Below are 17,374 nucleotides of genomic sequence, written 5' to 3'. Positions count from 1 at the left end.
GCGGCACCGGCACGGGCGCCGGAGCCAGCCGCTGCGGGTCGAAGGGGTCCGGCGCCTCGTGGCCCCGATAGGGCAAGGGCGGTGGCGCCTCGGCCGCGGACCAGGGCGGCAGCGCGGGCGCCACCGCGGCCTGGCGCTCGCGGGCGATCCAGTCGCGCAGGTCCCGCGGGTCGTCGCCGCAGCCGGCCAGCAGCACCGGGAGCAGGAGGACGACGGCCGGGCGCCGCGGCGTCATGGCGTCGCCCCTGGCGTCGCGGCCGGGCGCAGCGCCTCGGCGGGGTCCCGCCGGTGCCAGGCCCGCGCCGACGCTTCGAGCGTCGTCGTCGCCTCGCGGCTGCCGGCACCGAGCTGCAGCGCTTGCAGCGTCACGGGCGTCTCCAGCGCCGCCACGTCGGCGGCAAAGGCACCCAGGGCGTGGAAGCGGCCCGAGAGCCGCAGCGCGATCGGTACCTCGGCCAGGTGGGCCCGGGTCTGCGCCGGCTCGGGGCGGATCAGCTCCACTTGCAGCCCGTGGCGCTGGGCCGCCTGGTGCAGCGCGGACAGCAGCGTTTCGAGCTGGCCCGGCGGCGGCAGGCGGTGCTCCAGGTCGGCGGAAAGGTCCTGCAGCTCCTGGCGGCGTCGCTGCAGCGGCGCGAGCTGCGCGGCTTGCGCCAGCTTGGCCGTGAAGGTTCGGCGCAGAACGGGCTCCCGCTCGCGCGCCGCGGCCAGATCGGCGCCGGCGCTGGCCGACAGCAGTCCCCAAGCGGGCAGCGCCACGCCCAGCGCCACCAAGGCGCACAGCAGCCCGCGCGGCAGCGGCGGCCACAGCGCCGGGTTGCGCCAGTCCAGGCCATGGAAGGCGCCGGCAAGCCGGGCAGCGGTGGAGAACGAGGGGCGCGGGAGGCTCATCGGGTTTCAGGCTCCGGAGCGGATGGCCGCGGGCTGCCCCACCGTGGGGCCAGGCTGGGCGGGCGGCGCCATGCCCGGGACAGCGCTGCTGGCGGCCTGGGACGGCGCGGGCGCGGAGGCAGTGGCAGCCGCCGTCGCCGTGGCCGGCAGCGGCTGCAGCTGAAACTCCAGGGTGAAATCGAACAGCCGACGCGCGTCGCGGCCGGCCGGCGCCGCGGCCTTGATCTCCACCAGGGCCACCCGCTGCAGCAGCGCCGTGTCCTGCGACAGCTTGCGCACCAGCGCCTGCACTTCGGCACTGCCCTGCGCCACCCCGCCCAGCGTGAAGCGGTCCGCCTGCTGGCGCAGCGTGGTGAGCTGCACGCCTTCGGGCGTGTGGCGCGCCAGCGCTTCCAGCAGCTGCGCGGGGCGGCGGCGCTCCCACTGCAGGCTTCGCAGCTCCTGCACGCGGCCCTGCAGCACGGTGAGCTCGGCACGCAGCCGGGCCGCGGCCAACAGCGGCGCGTCCAGCGCGGCGATCTCGGCCGACAGCAGCTCATTGCGCCGCTCCTGCGCCGCCGTGCGCCGCTGCAGCGCGGCATAACCGAGCAGCGCCGCCACCAGGCCCAGGCCGGCCGCCGCGGCCAGCAGGACGCTGAAAGCCTGGCGGCGCCGGCGCCGCCGCGCCTCGCGGTAGGGGAACAGGTTGAGCAGCATCACGGCAGGAAGCGCCGCAGCGCCAGTCCGCAAGCCTTGAGGTAGCCCGGTGCCTCGCGCGGCAGCCGTGCCACGTGCACCGCCGCGCCGGGCGCCATGCCCGCGAAAGGATCGGCCACCCGGGTCTCGAAGCCGGTGAGCTGGCCCATGCGCACCGCCAGGCCGGGCAGCGCGGCGGTGGCGCCGGCCAGCATCACGCAGCGCACCTGTTGGCAGGGGCCGCTGGTGAAGGCGATCAGCAGCGCCCGCGCCAGTTCCTGCGCCAGGCCATCCACGAAGTCCGCTTGCAGCGCCGGCGCCACTTCATCGGGCACCGCGCCGTCCAGCTTCATCTGCTCGGCCGCGTCGAAGCCCAGGCCGAGCTGGCGCGCGATCAGCCGCGTGAACTGCGCGCCGCCCACGGCCTGATCGCGCTCGTAGAGCAGATCCTCGCCGCGCAGCAGCTTCAGCGTGGTGGCAAAGGCGCCGATCTCGAACAGCGCCACCGGCGGCGTACCGGCGCCGCGCGGGCCGAGGGCGATGGGGGGATCCACCTCGCTGCCCTCTTCCACATCGGGCAGCAGCGCCGCGCAGCGGGCCAGCGCGCGGTGGGCGGCGTGCGACTCCACGTCCAGCAGTACCGGCTCCAGCCCCGCGGCTTCGGCCAAGCCTTGGCGATCCTCGACCCGGTCCTTGCGCGAGGCTGCGGCCAGCACTTCCACGCCGCCCTCGCCGGCGCCCACGACGCAGAAGTCCAGGCTCATCTCCTCCGGAGCGAAGGGCAAGTGCTGCTGTGCCCCGGCCGCCACCTGCTGCTCCAGCGCCGCCTCGGACAGCCCGGCGGGCAGGCGCAGGTGCTGCGTGATCACGGCCGAGGCCGGCAACGCCAGCGCCACCCGGCGCGTGCGCGTGCCGCTGCGCTGCACCACGCGTCGCACGGCCTCGGTGACGGCGTCGAAGTCCTCGATCTGGCCGTCGTTGATCCAGCCCTTGTCCAGCGGCTCGCGCGCCAGGCATTCCAGCACCGGCTGCCGGGCATTGCCGCCCAGTTCCACCAGCCGCACGCTGCTGCTGCCCAGGTCCACGCCGAGCAGGGGCGGCACCCCATGCCCGGGCCGCCAGCGCCGCAGCAGAGCCTGTACTTCGGACCTCACGAGAAACGTGCCGTATCCATAAGTAACTGAATGCTATGCGTGCACTCCGAGGATGGCACTAGGGAAATGCCGGCTGCGCGGCGCCGGGCTACCGGTTCACGGGTTCCCCGCCGGGCTCGGGATTGCGGCGCGGCAACCGGTCGTGCAGGGGGCACTTTCTATAATTCGACCCCTTTCCTGCCTGGCCGAGCCCGCCTCATGACCGAACCCGGGCGTCCGCCCTCCTCTTCCCCCGATCCCCGTTCCGCCCCCGTGCGCCGCAATCCCGTGGTGCGCTGGGTGCTGCGCCCGCTGATGCTGTTGTTGGGCGTTTCGGTGGCGCTGGCACTGTCGGCGGCGGTGCTGGTGACCATCGCGCTGGCGGTGGCCTATCCGCAGCTGCCGCAGATCGACGGCCTGACGGACTACCGGCCCAAGCTGCCCATGCGCATCTACTCCGCCGACGGCGTGCTGCTGGGCGAGTTCGGCGAGGAGCGCCGGCGCTTCATGCCCATCGCGCAGATTCCGAAGGTGATGCAGGACGCGGTGCTGGCCATCGAGGACGCGCGCTTCTACCAGCATGGCGGCGTGGACTACCTGGGCGTGATCCGCGCCGGCCTGGCCAACTTCGGCGAGGCCAAGAGCCAGGGCGCCTCCACCATCACCATGCAGGTGGCGCGCAACTTCTACCTCTCCAGCGAGAAGACCTTCACGCGCAAGGTCTACGAGATCCTGCTCGCGCTCAAGATCGAGCGGCAGCTCAGCAAGGAACGCATCCTGGAGCTGTACATGAACCAGATCTACCTGGGCCAGCGCGCCTACGGCTTCGCCGCCGCGGCCGAAACGTATTTCGGCAAGACGCTGGACAAGGTCAGCGTGGCCGAGGCCGCGATGCTGGCCGGGCTGCCCAAGGCGCCCTCGGCCTACAACCCCATCGCCAACCCGCGCCGCGCCACCATCCGCCAGCAGTACATCATCGACCGGATGCTGGAAAACGGCTTCATCACGCAGGCGCAGTACGAGGAGGCCAAGCACGAGCAGCTGCACTACCGCGCGCCTTCGGACGTGGCCGTGCATGCCGAGTACGTGGCCGAGACCGCGCGCCAGCTCATGTTCAGCCAGTACGGTGACGAGGCCTACACGCGCGGCTTCAACGTGCAGCTCACGCTCGATGCCGACGAGCAGCGGGTGGCTTACCAGGCGCTGCGCCGTGGGCTCATGGACTATGAGCGGCGCCAGGTCTATCGCGGCCCCGAGGCTTACGTGACGCTACCCGCCGACCCGAAGGAGCTGGACCTGCGCATCGCCGAAGCGCTCAACGAGCACCCGGACAACGACGACCTGCGCGCCGCGGTGGTGCTCGAAGCCTCGCCGCGCAAGGTGGTGGCGGTGCTGCAGTCGGGCGAGTCGATCACGGTCACGGGCGACGGCCTCAGGCCCGTGGCCTCGGGGCTGTCGGACAAGGCCGCGGCGCAGAAGCAGATCCGCCGCGGCGCGGTGGTGCGCGCCGTCAAGGGTCCCAAGGACAACTGGATGCTGACGCAACTGCCCGAGGTGGAAGGCGCCTTCGTGGCGCTGGACCCGCGCGACGGCTCCATCCGCGCCCTGGTGGGCGGCTTCGACTGGCGCAAGAACAAGTTCAACCACGTCACGCAGGCCTGGCGCCAGCCGGGCTCCAGCTTCAAGCCCTTCATCTACTCGGCGGCGCTGGAAAAGGGTTTTACGCCGGCCACCGTGGTCAACGACGCGCCGCTGTTCTTCGACGCGGGCACGACGGGCAGCCAGCCCTGGGAGCCCAAGAACTACGACGGCAATTTCGACGGCCCGATGACGCTGCGCCGCGCGCTGGCCAAGTCCAAGAACATGGTTTCCATCCGCGTGCTGCAGCACGTGGGCACGCACAACGCGCAGCAGTGGCTCACGCGCTTCGGCTTCGAGCCTGAGAAGCACCCGGCCTACCTGACCATGGCGCTGGGCGCGGGCTCGGTGACGCCGATGCAGATGGCCAGCGCCTATGGCGTGTTCGCCAACGGCGGGCACCTGCTCAACCCGGTGCTCATCCGCCGCGTCACCGATGCCGACGGCCGCGTGCTGCACGACAGCCTGCCGCAGGCGCTCACGGAGGAAAACCGCGTGCTCAACGCGCGCAACGCCTTCGTGATGAACACGCTGCTGCAGGAGATCACGCGCTCGGGCACCGCTGCCAAGGCACAGGCCACGCTCAAGCGTCCCGACCTCTACGGCAAGACAGGCACCACCAACGACGCGATGGACGCCTGGTTCGCCGGCTTCCAGCCCTCGCTGGTGTCGGTGGTGTGGATCGGCTACGACCAGCCGCGCAAGCTCGGTGACCGCGAAACCGGCGGCGGCCTGGCGCTGCCGGTGTGGATCGAGTTCATGAGCCGCGCGCTGCGCGACGTGCCGGTGCAGGAGTACCAGCCGCCGCCGGGCGTGGTGAACCAGGGCGGCGAGTGGTTCTACGAGGAATACGCCCACGGCGAGGGCGTCACCGGCGTGGGACTGGAGCGGCCGCCGCAAAGCACGGCGCCGTCGGCCTCCGAGGAGGAGCGCAGCTCGATCCTGGACCTGTTCCGCCGCTGACGGCCCTCGGCCTTCCAGGCCGTCGAAAGCATGACGCCGGCCCTCGGGCCGGCGTCTTTCATTGGAGGCCGCCACGCGTGCGGCGGCCAGGCATCAGAGCATCAGGGCGCCGTGAAGCGCAGCGGTTTGCCGCCCTGGGCGCTGGCGGCTTCGGAGAGCACATCGAAGAAGTCGCGGCCCTCGCGCTCGATCCAGCGCCCGTCAACGTGCTTGAAGTGGTAGCCGCCGCTGCGCGCGGCCAGCCACAGCTCCTGCAGCGGCGGCTGGGTGTTGAGCACGATCTTGCTGCCGCCGGGAAAGGCCAGTTCCAGCAGGCCGCCGGTACGGGCGGAATCGATGTCGATCACGTCGTCTTGCAGCCAGCGGTCGATCTGCGCTTCCACGCTGGCCAGCACGGCGTGGCTGAGGCGGTGATAGTCGGCGTCGGAGAGGCGCGGTGCGGGGTTGTCGCTCATGGCGGTCGGTAAAATTTCGAGATGAATACGAAGTCCCGATCGAGTGTAGCGGCGCCCCGCACCCGCACCGCCGCCAAGCTGCTGCTGGCCGTGGGTGCATTGGCGAGCCTCGCGGCCTGTGGCCAGAAGGGGCCGCTGCGCCTGCCCGAGAACCCGACCGCGGCGGCCGCGCCCGCGGCCTCGGCACCGGCGAACAACCCGGGAGCGACGCGATGAGCGCCCTGCCCGGAGCCCCCTTCCTGCAGCGCCGCGCCGATGGCCGGCTGTACTTCGAGGACTGCGCGCTGGACGCGCTCGCGCGCGAGCACGGCACGCCGCTGTACGTCTACTCGCGCGGCGCGATGCGCGCGGCGCTGGCGGCCTACAAGAAGGCGCTGGCCGGGCGCGCGCACCTGCTGTGCTACGCCATGAAGGCCAACTCCAGCCTGGCGGTGCTGCAGCTCTTCGCGCAGGCCGGCTGCGGCTTCGACATCGTCTCCGGCGGCGAGCTGCAGCGCGTGCTGGCCGCGGGCGCCGATGCCGGCAAGGTGGTGTTCTCGGGCGTGGGCAAGACACCCGCCGAGATGCGCCAGGCGCTGCAGGCCGGCGTGCGCTGCTTCAACGTCGAGAGCGACGCCGAGCTCGACCGGCTGTCACAGGTGGCCCAGGGCATGGGCCGGCGCGCGCCGGTGAGCCTGCGCGTCAATCCGGACGTGGATGCCAGGACGCATCCCTACATCTCCACCGGCCTCAAGGGGAACAAGTTCGGCATCAGCCACCAGCGCGCGCTGGACGTCTACAAGCACGCCGCGGCGCTGCCGGGCCTGGAGGTGGTGGGCATCGACTGCCACATCGGCTCGCAGATCACCGAAATCGAGCCGTACCTGGATGCGCTGGAGCGCGTGCTGGACCTGGTGGAAGCGGTGGAGGCACAGGGCATCACGCTGCACCACCTGGACCTGGGCGGCGGCCTGGGCATCACCTACACCGACGAGGCGCCGCCCGCGCCGGACGTGCTGGTGGCGGCGCTGCTGGAGCGCATCGACGCGCGCGGGCATGGGCACCGCGAGATCCTGCTGGAGCCCGGGCGCTCGCTGGTGGGCAACGCCGGCGTGCTGCTGACCGAGGTGCAGTATCTGAAGCCTTCGGAAGTCGAGGGCAAGCACTTCTGCATCGTGGACGCGGCCATGAACGACCTCATGCGCCCGGCGATGTACGAGGCTTACATGGGCATCGTGCCCTGCGTCGAGCGTGCCGGCGAAGCGGCCGAGACCTGGGACGTGGTGGGACCGGTGTGCGAGTCCGGCGACTGGCTGGGCCGCGAGCGCACGCTGGCCGTGCGCGAGGGCGACGTGCTGGCCGTGCTGTCCGCGGGCGCCTACGGCATGAGCATGGCGAGCAACTACAACACCCGGCCGCGCGCGGCGGAGGTGATGGTCGAGGGCTCGCAGGCCTGGCGCATCCGCGAGCGCGAGAAGGTGGAAGACCTGTTCGCGCACGAGCGGCTCATCGGCTGAGCAGAGCGCCGATCACGCCAAGGCGAAAGCCGCCGCGCCCGCGAGGGCCCGGCGGCTTTTTTCTGCGGGTGTGGCGTTTGCATGCGCAACGGGCAATAAAAAGGCGTCCCGCAGGACGCCTTGAGGCAAGGGCCACCGCAAAGGCCGGCCCGAGATTTCTGATGCAGGGTGATCAGAAGGCCTTGCGCAGGCCCAGTTGGAACACGTTCTTCTCGCTGACGTCGTTCTTCAGGTCGCCCATGGCCTGCGAGTAGCCGGCATAGACGGTGGTCAGCTTGGACAGCGCGTAGGTGCCAACAACGCCAGCGCGCTTCAGGTCGACGTCAGCACCGACAGCGTTCTCCCACTTGCTGGCCGTGTAGTTCGCACCCACCGTGAAGGCGCCGAGGGGCACGGAAGCACCCACGGTATAGGCCTTCATTTCGGTAGCAGCAGCGCCGCCCAGCCCCGGCAGCGTCAACGTGCCGATCTGCGTGCCAACGCCGGTCGTCAGGTCCTCACCCTGCTGATAGCCAGCGAACACCTTGGCCACGCCGAAGTCGTAGTTGGCACCCAGGGCGATGATCTTGTTGACGTCGTCCACGCCGGCCACGGGCACACGGGCCTTGCTCTGCTCATAGGACAGTGCCACGTTCAGCGGGCCGTTAGCGTACACGGCCTTCACGCCCTGATAGCGGTCAGCGGTGCCTTCACCAGCAGCCACCATGCCCTGCAGGCGGAAGCCGGCGAAGGACGGGGAGATGTACTGCACGGCGTTATCGATGCGCGGAGCATCGATGAACAGCGAGAAGGCACCAGCGGTCGTCGTGTTGGCACCAGCACCCGGGTTCAGGACCGTGGAATTGCCGAAGGGGTTGTTCAGCGCCTGCACTTCGTCATGCAGGATGTACTGGCGGCCCAGACGGATTTCGCCCAGCGTGTTGGAAGCCAGCGAGACGAAAGCCTGGCGACCGAAGAGGCGGCTGGTCGTCGCGTTGCTCTGAGCCATGCTACCAACATCACCGTTGAAGCCCGACTCCAGCACCACGTTGGCCTTCAGACCGGAACCCAGGTCTTCCGACACGCGCAGGCCCCAGCGCGAACCCGGGCCGTAGACGTGGCCGTCAGCCAGGCGATTCAGGTCGTTGTCGCCCAACGGGGACAGGTCGCCGCCCTTGATGTACTGGTAGTTGAGGTCAATCAGACCATACAGCGTGACCGACGACTGGGCCGAAGCAGCACCGGCGAACGCGCCCAGCGCGGCCAGGGCGATCAGAGATTTCTTCATTTGCAGTATCTCCAGGGTTGTTGACAAGAGGTCCCGATACGGCGCCCTGACGGTGGGCGCTTGAGTGCTGATCAGGCCAACCTCCTCAGCGGAAGCTGGCGCTATTGCACCAGACGGCCTTTCCGATTGCCAAGGAAAGCGGCCAAAAAGCGAACACACCTGTTGCCTGCGCACAACGCGGCGCCCCCTTTCACCGCGGTGCCATACTTTCAGGGTTTCCATCACAACGACGCCCATGTCCCGCTCGCTCAGTGCTCTCGATCTCTGGCTGACATCGCTCGACCGGGCGCTGCGTACCGTCACCAGCAGCGTGCATGCGTCGCAGCCGACGCCGGTTGCCGCCGGCACGGGCACCGAGCCGGCGCCGCTCAGCGAGGAACAAAAGCGCGAGGCTGGTGCGCTCATGCGCGTCAACCATGTGGGCGAGGTCTGCGCTCAGGCGCTGTACCAGGCACAGGCGCTGACGGCACGCTCGCCAACGTTGCGTGAGCAAATGGCGCAGGCCGCGCGCGAGGAGATCGACCATCTGGCCTGGACGCAGCAGCGGCTGGACGAGTTGGGCTCACGCCCAAGCCTGCTCAACCCGCTGTGGTACGCCGGCGCCTTTGGCATCGGAATGCTCGCGGGCCGGTTGGGCGACCGCGTGAGCCTGGGCTTCGTCGTGGAAACCGAGCGTCAGGTGGAGCAGCACCTGGCGAGCCACCTGCAGCGGCTGCCCGAAGGTGACGTCGCCTCGCGCGCGATCGTCGAGCAGATGAAGGTGGACGAGGCGCGCCACGCCGACAACGCGCTGGCCGCCGGCGGCATGGAGTTGCCTGCACCGGTGCGCGGCCTCATGCGCACCGCGGCCAAGGTGATGACCACCACGGCGCACTACATCTGAACCGAACGGCGGTGGGCCAGCAGGACTTCAGGCTTCAACGATCTCGTAGCCCGTCGTCACCTCGGCGGTGCGGCCGAGCATGATGGTGGCCGAGCAGTACTTCTCGTGCGACAGCGCTATGGCGCGCTCCACTGCCGCGGCCGGCAGCTTGCGGCCGGTGACGATGAAGTGCAGGTGGATCTTGGTGAATACCTTGGGGTCTGTCGTCGCGCGCTCGGAACTGACCTTGAGCTGGCAGCCGCTGACCTCGTGCCGCCCGCGCTTGAGGATCAGCACCACGTCGTACGCGGTGCAGGCGCCGGCGCCGGCCAGTAGGGTTTCCATCGGGCGCGGAGCCAGGTTGCGCCCGCCGCCTTCAGGGGCGCCATCCATGGTCAGCAAATGGCCGCTGCCCGTCTCGGCCACGAAAGCCATGCCGCTGGCAGGCACCCAGTTGATCGTGCATTCCATCGTCGCAAGCCCCACGCCGGGGCGTCCTGTCTGAAAAGCGTGCATTCTGCAACGCACCTCGCCGGGAATCGGGGGCGACATGCGGGTTTTTGCGGATGGAGATATTGCGTCGCAGCACAAACGTGGATACACTAAAGGCGTTGTCTGCATCGGGACATTCCCGAAGTTGGCAGATGCAGGTTGTCTCCTCCACCTCCTCCATTGGTGGATTCAAGCCCAGGGCAAACCCCCTGGGCTTTTTTTTGGCCGCATGGACTGTGGCGCGCGTGCCTCCGGGGCCGGTTGGCGACGGCGCTTATGATCCGGCGCCCTGTTACACAGACACAGCCCGAGGAGCATCGCCCATGGTCGGCCGCCGACCCCCTGTCCAGAGCCGCAAGGCCGCGGCCTCCGCGCCGGACTATCTCAAGAAGATCCTGACCGCCAAGGTCTACGACGTTGCGGTGGAATCGCCGCTGGATTTGGCACGCAGCCTCTCGCGCCGCCTGGGCAACCAAGTGCTGCTCAAGCGCGAGGACCAGCAGCCGGTGTTCAGCTTCAAGCTGCGCGGCGCTTACAACAAGATGGCGCACCTGTCGGCCGAGCAGCTCGCGCGCGGCGTGATCTGTGCCTCTGCCGGCAACCATGCGCAAGGCGTGGCGCTGGGGGCCAAGCGGCTGGGCTGCAAGGCCGTGATCGTGATGCCGGTGACCACCCCGCGCGTGAAGATCGACGCCGTGCAGCAACTCGGCGGCGAGGTGGTGCTGCACGGCGACAGCTACTCCGACGCCGCGCTGCACGCCAGCGCGCTGGAAAAGGAGCGCGGCCTCACCTTCGTGCACCCCTTCGACGACCCGGACGTCATCGCCGGCCAGGGCACCATCGCCATGGAGCTGCTGCGCCAGCACCAGGGTCCGCTGGATGCAGTGTTCGTGGCCATCGGCGGCGGCGGCCTCATCAGTGGCGTGGCGGCCTACATCAAGGCGGTGCGCCCGGAGATCAAAGTCATCGGCGTGCAGACCGTCGATTCCGACGCCATGGTGCGCTCGGTGCGCGCCAAGAAGCGGGTGCAACTCGGCGACGTGGGCCTGTTTGCCGACGGCACGGCGGTCAAGCTGGTGGGCGAGGAAACCTTCCGCCTCACGCGCGAGCTGGTGGACGACTTCGTGGTGGTGGACAACGACGAGGTCTGCGCCGCCATCAAGGACGTGTTCCAGGACACGCGCAGCATCGTCGAGCCCTCCGGTGCCATGGGCGTGGCGGCGATCAAGAAGTACGTCGAGCAGCACAAGCTCAAGGGCCGCACCTTTGCCGCCGTCACCTGCGGCGCCAACATGAATTTCGACCGGCTGCGCTTCGTGGCCGAGCGCGCGGAAGTCGGCGAGCACCGCGAGGCGCTTTTCGCCGTCACGATTCCCGAGGAGCGCGGCTCGTTCCGGCGCTTCTGCGAGGCCATCGGCACGCCGGCGCATCCGCGCCAGGTCACGGAGTTCAACTACCGCATCTCCGACCAGCAGGTGGCGCACGTGTTCGTGGGCATCGGCATCAGCAAGCGCGAGGAGGCCGACAAGCTGGCACGCAACTTCGAGCGCCACGGCTTCACCACGCTGAACCTGACCGACGACGAGCTGGCCAAGCAGCACCTGCGCCACATGGTGGGCGGGCGTTCCGAGCTGGCCCGCGACGAGCGGCTGTTCCGCTTCACCTTCCCCGAGCGGCCGGGCGCGCTGCTGCGCTTTCTAGAGGCAATGCAGCCGGACTGGAACATCAGCCTCTTCCACTACCGCAACCAGGGCGCCGACTACGGCCGCATCCTGGTGGGCATCCAGGTGCCGCGCGGCGACCGCGCCGCGCTCAGGCGCTTCCTCGACACACTGGACTATCCCTACGTGGACGAGACCGACAACCCGGTGTACCGCCTCTTCCTGCGCTGAAGCGGCCTGGCGGGCGGCGTGTCAGCCGCCCTGCCCCTGCGCCGGATCGACCGGCTCCTCTTCCTGCTGCACCGGGGCTTCCTGCACCGGGACCTCCTCTTGCACCGGCACCTCCTCCTGCAGCGGCATGTCCTGCGGCATCTGCTGCTGAGGCATGGGCTGGGGAATCGGCTGTCGCGCCATGCCCTGCGGCACCTGGCCCGGAGGCAGGTTGCGCGGCGCGGCGCCGTTGGGCGGCATCGCCGCAGTCGGCTCCTCGCTGCCGGCCGCCGGCAGCGTTCCGGTGCTGGCCACGGGCGGCGGCGGCAGCTCCAGTTGGACCTGGGCGTTGCCGCCGCGCGGACCCAGCGAGGCGCCGCGCGTGCGTACCGACTGCAGCACCCAGCGGTTGTCCACGGGTGCGCCGACGCGGTAGGTGCGCGCGGGCTTGCCATCCACGGCGATCACGGCCAGGCCCTCGGTGTCGCCGCCGCTGCCGCGCGGAGCCACCACGCCCACGAGCAGGAAGCGGCCGGCGTCCGCCGACACCGGGGCCTCCTCGGCTGCGGCCGGGGCGTTGTGGCCCAGCAGCCGATCCAGGTCGCCGCGCGCGCCCGCAGCGGTGGACACCGGCACCGCCTGCCTGGGCACGGACGGGGCGCGGGCACCAAGCCGCAGCCCCCAGAACACGATCGTGGCGGCCACGGCGGCCCAGAGCAGGAAGGCAGTCAGGCGGGCTTGCATGCGGCGATTATCATGGCGCCCCCTTGACTTGCGTGGTAGCCATGCCTGTTTCTTCTTCCAAACCGCGGCGCGAGCGCGGCTTCACGCTCATCGAGCTGATGGTGGTGCTGGTGATCATCGGCGTGCTGGCGGCGCTGATCGTGCCCAATGTGCTCAACCGCGCCGACGATGCCCGCGTCACCGCCGCGCGCACCGACGTCAACAACCTGATGCAGGCCCTCAAGCTCTACAAGCTCGACAACCTGCGCTACCCGGAAGCGAGCCAGGGCCTGGAAGCGCTGGTGCGCAAGCCCACCACCGGCACCGTGCCGCCCAACTGGCGCTCGTACCTGGAGAAGCTGCCTAACGACCCCTGGGGACGCCCCTACCAGTACGTGAACCCGGGCGTGAAGGGTGAGGTGGACGTGTTCAGCTTCGGCGCCGACGGCCAGCCCGGCGGCGAAGGCAACAACGCCGACATCGGCTCCTGGCAGTAAACAGCAGCGCCGACCGGCGGCCCCTTCCCGCCTCCACGGACCCGGCAACCACCATGACCCGCAGGCAGCGCGGCTTCACGCTCATCGAGCTGATGGTGGTGGTGGCGATCATCGCCATCGCCGCCGGCGTCAGCAGCCTGGCGCTGCGCGACGCCGACGCCAAGGCGCTGGACCAGGAGGCGGCGCGGCTGTCGGCGCTGCTGGAATCGGCCCGAGCCCAGGCGCGCGCGGCCGGGCTGCCAGCGCGCTTCGAGCTGGCTTCGGCCGGCAGCACCGAGGGCGCCTTCCGCTTCGTCAACCTGCCGCCCTCGGTGAAGATGCCCACGGGCTGGCTCGATGAACGCACCAGCGCCGAGATCGTGGGCGCGCGCGCGCTGCGCCTGGGGCCCGAGCCGCTGATCGGCGCGCAGCGCATCGTGTTGCGGCTGGCGGAGCGCAACCTGACGCTGGCCACCGACGGCCTGGGGCCCTTTGTCGTCGTGGAGACGCCGGGACCATGAAGCGCACCGCGCGGGGCTTCACGCTCATCGAGGTGCTGGTGGCGCTGGCCATCGTGGCCATCGCACTGGGCGCGGGCATGAAGGCCGCCGGCTCGCTGGGCAACAACGCGCAACGCCTGGCCGAGGTCAGCGCCGCGCAGTGGTGCGCCGAAAACCAGCTCACCGAGCTGCGCTTGAACCGCGTGTTTCCCGGCATTGGCGACACCGACTTCGCCTGCGAGCAGCTCGGTCGTCGCTACAACGGCCTGCAGAAGGTGCGCCAGACGCCCAATCCCAATTTCAGGCGCGTGGACGCGGTGATCAGTGACGAATCGGGCCAGACGCTGCTGGTGCTCTCCACCATCCTGCCGAGGTTCTGAACATGCGGACACGCGCGGGCGGATTCACGCTGGTGGAGGTCCTGGTGGCGCTGCTGGTGATGTCGGTGATGGCCGGACTGGCCTGGCGCGGCATCGACGGATTGGCGCGCGCGCGCGAGGCCACCGAGGCGAATCTCGAAACCACCCAGCGTCTCAATACCGTGATGGCACAGCTCGAGGCGGACCTGCAGGCTGTGTACGACACCCAGGGCGTCGTGCCGGCGGTGAGCTGCGACGGTGCCACGCTGCGCCTGACGCGTACGGCAGAGGACGGCGTGCAGCTGGTGGCCTGGCAGCTGCGCAGCCCGCTGTGGATGCGCTGGGCCAGCCCTGCGGTCGTGCGAGCCGGGGAACTGCAGGAGCAATGGATGCGCAGCCAGCAGCTGATGGGCAACGAACCCAACCAGCTGCGCCTGCTCGAAGGCGTGACCGGCATGCAGATCTATGTCTTTCGCGGCAACGCCTGGACCAACTGCCAGTCCAGCGCCGGCACCACGACCACGCCCACGGGCGCCATCGGCGCGCTCCCCAACCCGACCGGGACCCAGCCTGATCCGCCGCCCGCAGGCGTGCGCATCGTGCTCTCGCTCACGCGGCCGCGCGAAGGCACCCTCACGCGCTCTATCGCGCTGAATGCCCAGTAATGGCACGACACCCTGGCCCTACCCGCCCCGGCACCGAATGGCGCCGCACCCGCCGCCCATCCCAGGCCGGCGCGGCGCTGCTCATCGCCATGGTGTTGGTCACGGTGGTGACCACGCTGGCCGCAGGCATGGTGTGGCAGCAATGGCGTGCGGTGGAGGTGGAGGCGGCCGAACGGGCGCGCTCGCAGTCGGCCTGGATCCTCAACGGTGCGCTGGACTGGGCGCGGCTGATCCTGCGCGAGGATGGACGCACCGGCCAGCCGGTGGACCACCTGGGCGAGCCCTGGTCCGTGCCGCTGGCCGAGGCGCGGCTGTCCACCTTCCTGGCCGCCGAGCGCAGCGCCAACGCCGATGACGGCCCGGAGGCCTTCCTCTCCGGAGACATCACCGACGCGCAGTCCCGCTACAACCTGCGCAAGCTGGTGGGCCCCAACCCGAACAACAACGGCTTCATCGTGGAACCCAAGCAGCTTGAGGTGCTGCGACGGCTGCTCGGCAGTGCCTCGCTATCGCCGGACCTGGCAGCGCAGATCGCCAATCAGTTGCGCCAAGCGATCGAGCAGGACCCGCAGGGACCGCTGATGCCCCGCAGCCTCGACCAACTCGCCTGGCTGGGCCTGGACGAGTCCACCCGGGCCAAGCTCGAACCCTTCGTCGTGCTGCTGCCGGAAGGGACGAATGTGAACCTCAACACCGCGCCGCGCGAGGTGCTGGCAGCCGTCATCGGACTGAACCTGGGCGACGCACAGCGCCTGGTGCAACGACGCGAGCAGCAGCCCTTCAACACCGCTGAAGAGGCCAAAAATCTGTTTTCGAGCTCTGGCAACCCGGCACCCGATTTCACCCATACCGGCGCCAACACCAACTATTTCGAGGTGCGCGGCCGCCTGCGCCTGGGCGATCAAGTACTGATGGAACGCTCGCTAGTGCACCGCGCGCCGAACGGCGTCACGGTGCTGCGCCGCGAGCGCATCAACGCCACGGCGACACTGCCAGGCACCGGCACCGCGCTCCGTTAATGTGGCGGGTACGCAACTGCGGTAGCCTGCCGCCCCGTGCGCCGGCGCGGGCACCGTCCAATCATCGCAATGCAGCAAACCCGATAGCCTCAACTCACCCATGTCCATCCTTGTCGTCCAGATCCCGCCCCGCGAGCGCCTGAGCGCCGACGACGGCGCCGCGGCGCCGCGTGGCGGCGGGGATTTCGCCTACGTCCTGAGCCCCGACGGGCTGGCCGTGGGCAGCAGCGGCCGCTGCGCCGCGGCGCTGCTGCCGCGTGCCGACACGGTGCTGGCGGTACTGGCCGACACCGACTGCAGCTGGCTGCGTGCCACGCTGCCCAAGGCCCCGGCGGCCAAGCTGCGCGCGGCGCTGCTGGGGCTACTGGAGGAGTCGCTGCTGGAGGAGCCGGAAGTGGTGCACTTGGCGCTGGCACCCAAGGCCACGCCCGGCGAGCCCACCTGGATCGCCGCCACGCACCGTCCCTGGCTGGCCTCGCAGCTGGCGGTGCTCGAAGGCGCGGGGTTGCTGGTCGAGCGCGTGCTGCCTGCGGCCTGGCCCGATGCCACCCAGCCCCACGGCCACTTCAGCACCGTGCCGGGCGACGATCCGCAAGCCCCGCTGCGGCTGACCTGGTGCGACGTCGACGGCGTCACCGCGCTGCGGCTGCAGGGCAGCCTGGCGCGGCAGCTGCTGGCGCGCTGGCAGGCCGGCGAAGCGCCACCGCGCTGGACCGCCACGCCTGCCGCCGCCGCCGAGGCCGAGCGCTGGCTGGGCACACCGGTGCAACTGCTCAGCGACGAGGAACGCATGCTCGAAGCGGCGCGCTCGCTGTGGAACCTGCGCCAGTTCGAGCTGATGCCCCAGCACCGCGGCATGCTGGCGCTGCGCGACGCCTGGCGCCAGTTCCGCAGCCCGCCCTGGCGCCCGGTGCGCTGGGGCCTGGTGGCGCTGGTCGCGGTGCAGGTGCTGGGCATGAACCTCAACGCATGGCAGCTGCGCTCGGGCATTGAGCAGCGCCGGCAGGCGATGGACCAGGTGCTGCGCTCGGCCTTCCCGCAGGTGCGCGCGGTGCTGGACGCGCCGCTGCAGATGGAGCGCGAGACACAGGCGCTGCGCACCGCCGCCGGCCGGCCCGGCGACGCGGACTTCGAATCGCTGCTTTCGGCCGCCGCGCTGGCCTGGCCCGAGGGACGCCCGCCGCTGGACGGGCTGCGCTACGAGCCCGGGCGGCTGACGCTGCCAGCCACGGGCTGGAGCCCGCAGGAGATCGAGCAGTTCAAGGCCCAGCTGCGTCCCGGCGGCTGGGTGGTGGAGTCGGCCGAGGGCCGGCTCACGCTGCGTCCGGAGGGCGGGGCATGAACGCGACGGCCAACGAACAAATGCAGCGCCTGCGGGTCTGGCGCGAGATGCTGCGCGCGCGCTGGCGCGCCCTGGCCCCGCGCGAACGGCGGCTGCTGAGCGTGCTGGGCGTGCTGGTGGGACTGCTGCTGCTGTGGCTGCTGCTGGTGCAGCCGGCGCTGCGCACGCTACGCGAGGCGCCCGTTGAAATCGACCGGCTGGAGGCCCAGCTGCAGCGCATGCAGCGCCTGGCCGCCGAGGCGCGCGAGCTCAGCGGCACCGCGCCGGTGGCGCCGGCGCAGAGCCTGGAAGCCCTGCGCTCGGCCGCGCAGCGCCTGGGCGACCGGGCCAAGCTCACGGTAGCGGGCGAGCGCGCCACGCTCACGCTCACCGGCATCGAAGGCCAGCAGCTGCGCGACTTCCTGGCCGAGGTGCGCAGCGGCGCGCGCGCGCGGCCGGTGGAGGTGCAGCTCACGCGCGCGGGCCAGGGCTTCAGCGGCAGCCTGGTGCTGGCGCTGGGGAGCGCGTCTTGAGGCGCGGCCTGAGCTGGCCGCGGCGCGGCCCGGCCCGC

19 protein-coding genes and 1 pseudogene are annotated in these 17,374 nt (G+C 70.5%); 12 read left to right on the top strand and 8 right to left on the bottom strand.

Going from position 1 to position 17,374, the window contains the following annotated elements:
• The 4 genes and pseudogenes from Q0741_RS02765 to pilM all read right to left on the bottom strand — a co-directional run.
• Positions 1–235, bottom strand: a pseudogene (locus Q0741_RS02765) (hypothetical protein); the annotation flags it as partial.
• A complete protein-coding gene (locus tag Q0741_RS02760; protein WP_298231667.1) occupies positions 232–888 on the bottom strand; it encodes a type 4a pilus biogenesis protein PilO in 657 nt (218 codons plus the stop codon). The gene Q0741_RS02760 and the pseudogene Q0741_RS02765, both read right to left, overlap by 4 nt.
• A 6-nt stretch (positions 889–894) precedes the next feature.
• A complete protein-coding gene (locus Q0741_RS02755; RefSeq protein ID WP_298231670.1) occupies positions 895–1,584 on the bottom strand; it encodes a PilN domain-containing protein in 690 nt (229 codons plus the stop codon).
• On the bottom strand, positions 1,584–2,717 hold the full coding sequence (pilM, locus tag Q0741_RS02750; protein WP_298231666.1) for a type IV pilus assembly protein PilM: 1,134 nt from the start codon (positions 2,715–2,717) through the stop codon (positions 1,584–1,586). The genes Q0741_RS02755 and pilM overlap by 1 nt, the downstream gene beginning before the upstream one ends.
• Before the next feature lie 294 nt (positions 2,718–3,011).
• Here pilM and Q0741_RS02745 point away from each other — a divergent pair, with 294 nt between their 5' ends.
• The gene (locus Q0741_RS02745) at positions 3,012–5,297 is read left to right on the top strand and encodes a penicillin-binding protein 1A (protein ID WP_298231669.1); all 2,286 of its coding nucleotides are present in this window, start codon (positions 3,012–3,014) and stop codon (positions 5,295–5,297) included.
• Positions 5,298–5,398: 101 nt separating this feature from the next.
• On the opposite strand, the gene cyaY is transcribed toward Q0741_RS02745, so the two are convergent.
• A complete protein-coding gene (cyaY, locus tag Q0741_RS02740; RefSeq protein WP_298231665.1) occupies positions 5,399–5,752 on the bottom strand; it encodes an iron donor protein CyaY in 354 nt (117 codons plus the stop codon).
• A gap of 21 nt (positions 5,753–5,773) precedes the next feature.
• Between cyaY and Q0741_RS02735 the strand changes: the two genes are divergently transcribed.
• Both Q0741_RS02735 and lysA read left to right on the top strand, forming a co-directional pair.
• Entirely contained in the window at positions 5,774–5,968 is a 195-nt protein-coding gene (locus tag Q0741_RS02735; protein WP_298231664.1) for a lipoprotein, read from the top strand.
• The gene (gene lysA, locus Q0741_RS02730; RefSeq protein WP_298231663.1) at positions 5,965–7,248 is read left to right on the top strand and encodes a diaminopimelate decarboxylase; all 1,284 of its coding nucleotides are present in this window, start codon (positions 5,965–5,967) and stop codon (positions 7,246–7,248) included. The genes Q0741_RS02735 and lysA overlap by 4 nt, the downstream gene beginning before the upstream one ends.
• 172 nt (positions 7,249–7,420) lie before the next feature.
• On the opposite strand, the gene Q0741_RS02725 is transcribed toward lysA, so the two are convergent.
• A complete protein-coding gene (locus Q0741_RS02725; RefSeq protein WP_298231662.1) occupies positions 7,421–8,515 on the bottom strand; it encodes a porin in 1,095 nt (364 codons plus the stop codon).
• A gap of 235 nt (positions 8,516–8,750) precedes the next feature.
• On the opposite strand from Q0741_RS02725, the gene coq7 reads away from it, so the two are divergent.
• The gene (gene coq7, locus Q0741_RS02720) at positions 8,751–9,398 is read left to right on the top strand and encodes a 2-polyprenyl-3-methyl-6-methoxy-1,4-benzoquinone monooxygenase (RefSeq protein WP_298231661.1); all 648 of its coding nucleotides are present in this window, start codon (positions 8,751–8,753) and stop codon (positions 9,396–9,398) included.
• 27 nt (positions 9,399–9,425) lie between these two features.
• On the opposite strand, the gene Q0741_RS02715 is transcribed toward coq7, so the two are convergent.
• Positions 9,426–9,848: an OsmC family protein gene (locus Q0741_RS02715; protein ID WP_298231668.1), complete on the bottom strand. Its 423-nt coding sequence runs from the start codon at positions 9,846–9,848 to the stop codon at positions 9,426–9,428.
• A 344-nt stretch (positions 9,849–10,192) separates the two neighbouring features.
• Between Q0741_RS02715 and ilvA the strand changes: the two genes are divergently transcribed.
• Positions 10,193–11,761, top strand: a complete 1,569-nt coding sequence (gene ilvA / locus Q0741_RS02710; RefSeq protein WP_298231660.1) for a threonine ammonia-lyase, biosynthetic — start codon at positions 10,193–10,195, stop codon at positions 11,759–11,761.
• A gap of 21 nt (positions 11,762–11,782) precedes the next feature.
• Here ilvA and Q0741_RS02705 read toward each other — a convergent pair whose 3' ends face one another.
• Positions 11,783–12,484 (bottom strand): hypothetical protein, encoded by a 702-nt coding sequence (locus Q0741_RS02705; RefSeq protein WP_298231659.1) that lies wholly within the window; start codon positions 12,482–12,484, stop codon positions 11,783–11,785.
• Positions 12,485–12,525: 41 nt separating this feature from the next.
• On the opposite strand from Q0741_RS02705, the gene gspG reads away from it, so the two are divergent.
• From gspG to gspM, 7 genes are all read left to right on the top strand, one after another.
• Positions 12,526–12,960 (top strand): type II secretion system major pseudopilin GspG, encoded by a 435-nt coding sequence (gene gspG / locus Q0741_RS02700; protein WP_298231658.1) that lies wholly within the window; start codon positions 12,526–12,528, stop codon positions 12,958–12,960.
• 53 nt (positions 12,961–13,013) lie between these two features.
• A complete protein-coding gene (locus Q0741_RS02695; RefSeq protein ID WP_298231657.1) occupies positions 13,014–13,460 on the top strand; it encodes a prepilin-type N-terminal cleavage/methylation domain-containing protein in 447 nt (148 codons plus the stop codon).
• A complete protein-coding gene (gene gspI, locus Q0741_RS02690; RefSeq protein WP_298231656.1) occupies positions 13,457–13,819 on the top strand; it encodes a type II secretion system minor pseudopilin GspI in 363 nt (120 codons plus the stop codon). Before Q0741_RS02695 ends, gspI begins: the two co-directional genes overlap by 4 nt.
• 2 nt (positions 13,820–13,821) lie before the next feature.
• Complete coding sequence (locus Q0741_RS02685; RefSeq protein ID WP_298231655.1) at positions 13,822–14,463, top strand: type II secretion system protein J; 642 nt, start codon at positions 13,822–13,824, stop codon at positions 14,461–14,463.
• Positions 14,463–15,482: a type II secretion system minor pseudopilin GspK gene (gene gspK / locus Q0741_RS02680; RefSeq protein ID WP_298231654.1), complete on the top strand. Its 1,020-nt coding sequence runs from the start codon at positions 14,463–14,465 to the stop codon at positions 15,480–15,482. Before Q0741_RS02685 ends, gspK begins: the two co-directional genes overlap by 1 nt.
• A gap of 100 nt (positions 15,483–15,582) precedes the next feature.
• Positions 15,583–16,824, top strand: coding sequence for a type II secretion system protein GspL (gspL, locus tag Q0741_RS02675; RefSeq protein ID WP_298231653.1), 1,242 nt, complete (start codon positions 15,583–15,585; stop codon positions 16,822–16,824).
• Positions 16,821–17,336, top strand: a complete 516-nt coding sequence (gspM, locus tag Q0741_RS02670) for a type II secretion system protein GspM (protein WP_298231652.1) — start codon at positions 16,821–16,823, stop codon at positions 17,334–17,336. Before gspL ends, gspM begins: the two co-directional genes overlap by 4 nt.
• Positions 17,337–17,374 lie beyond the last annotated feature (38 nt).

This window comes from uncultured Azohydromonas sp., from assembly GCF_937926365.1.
In the GTDB taxonomy this organism is placed as follows: domain Bacteria; phylum Pseudomonadota; class Gammaproteobacteria; order Burkholderiales; family Burkholderiaceae_C; genus Azohydromonas.
The sequence above is the reverse complement of the archived record's forward strand: the minus strand, read 5'-3'. Positions and strand labels throughout refer to the sequence as shown.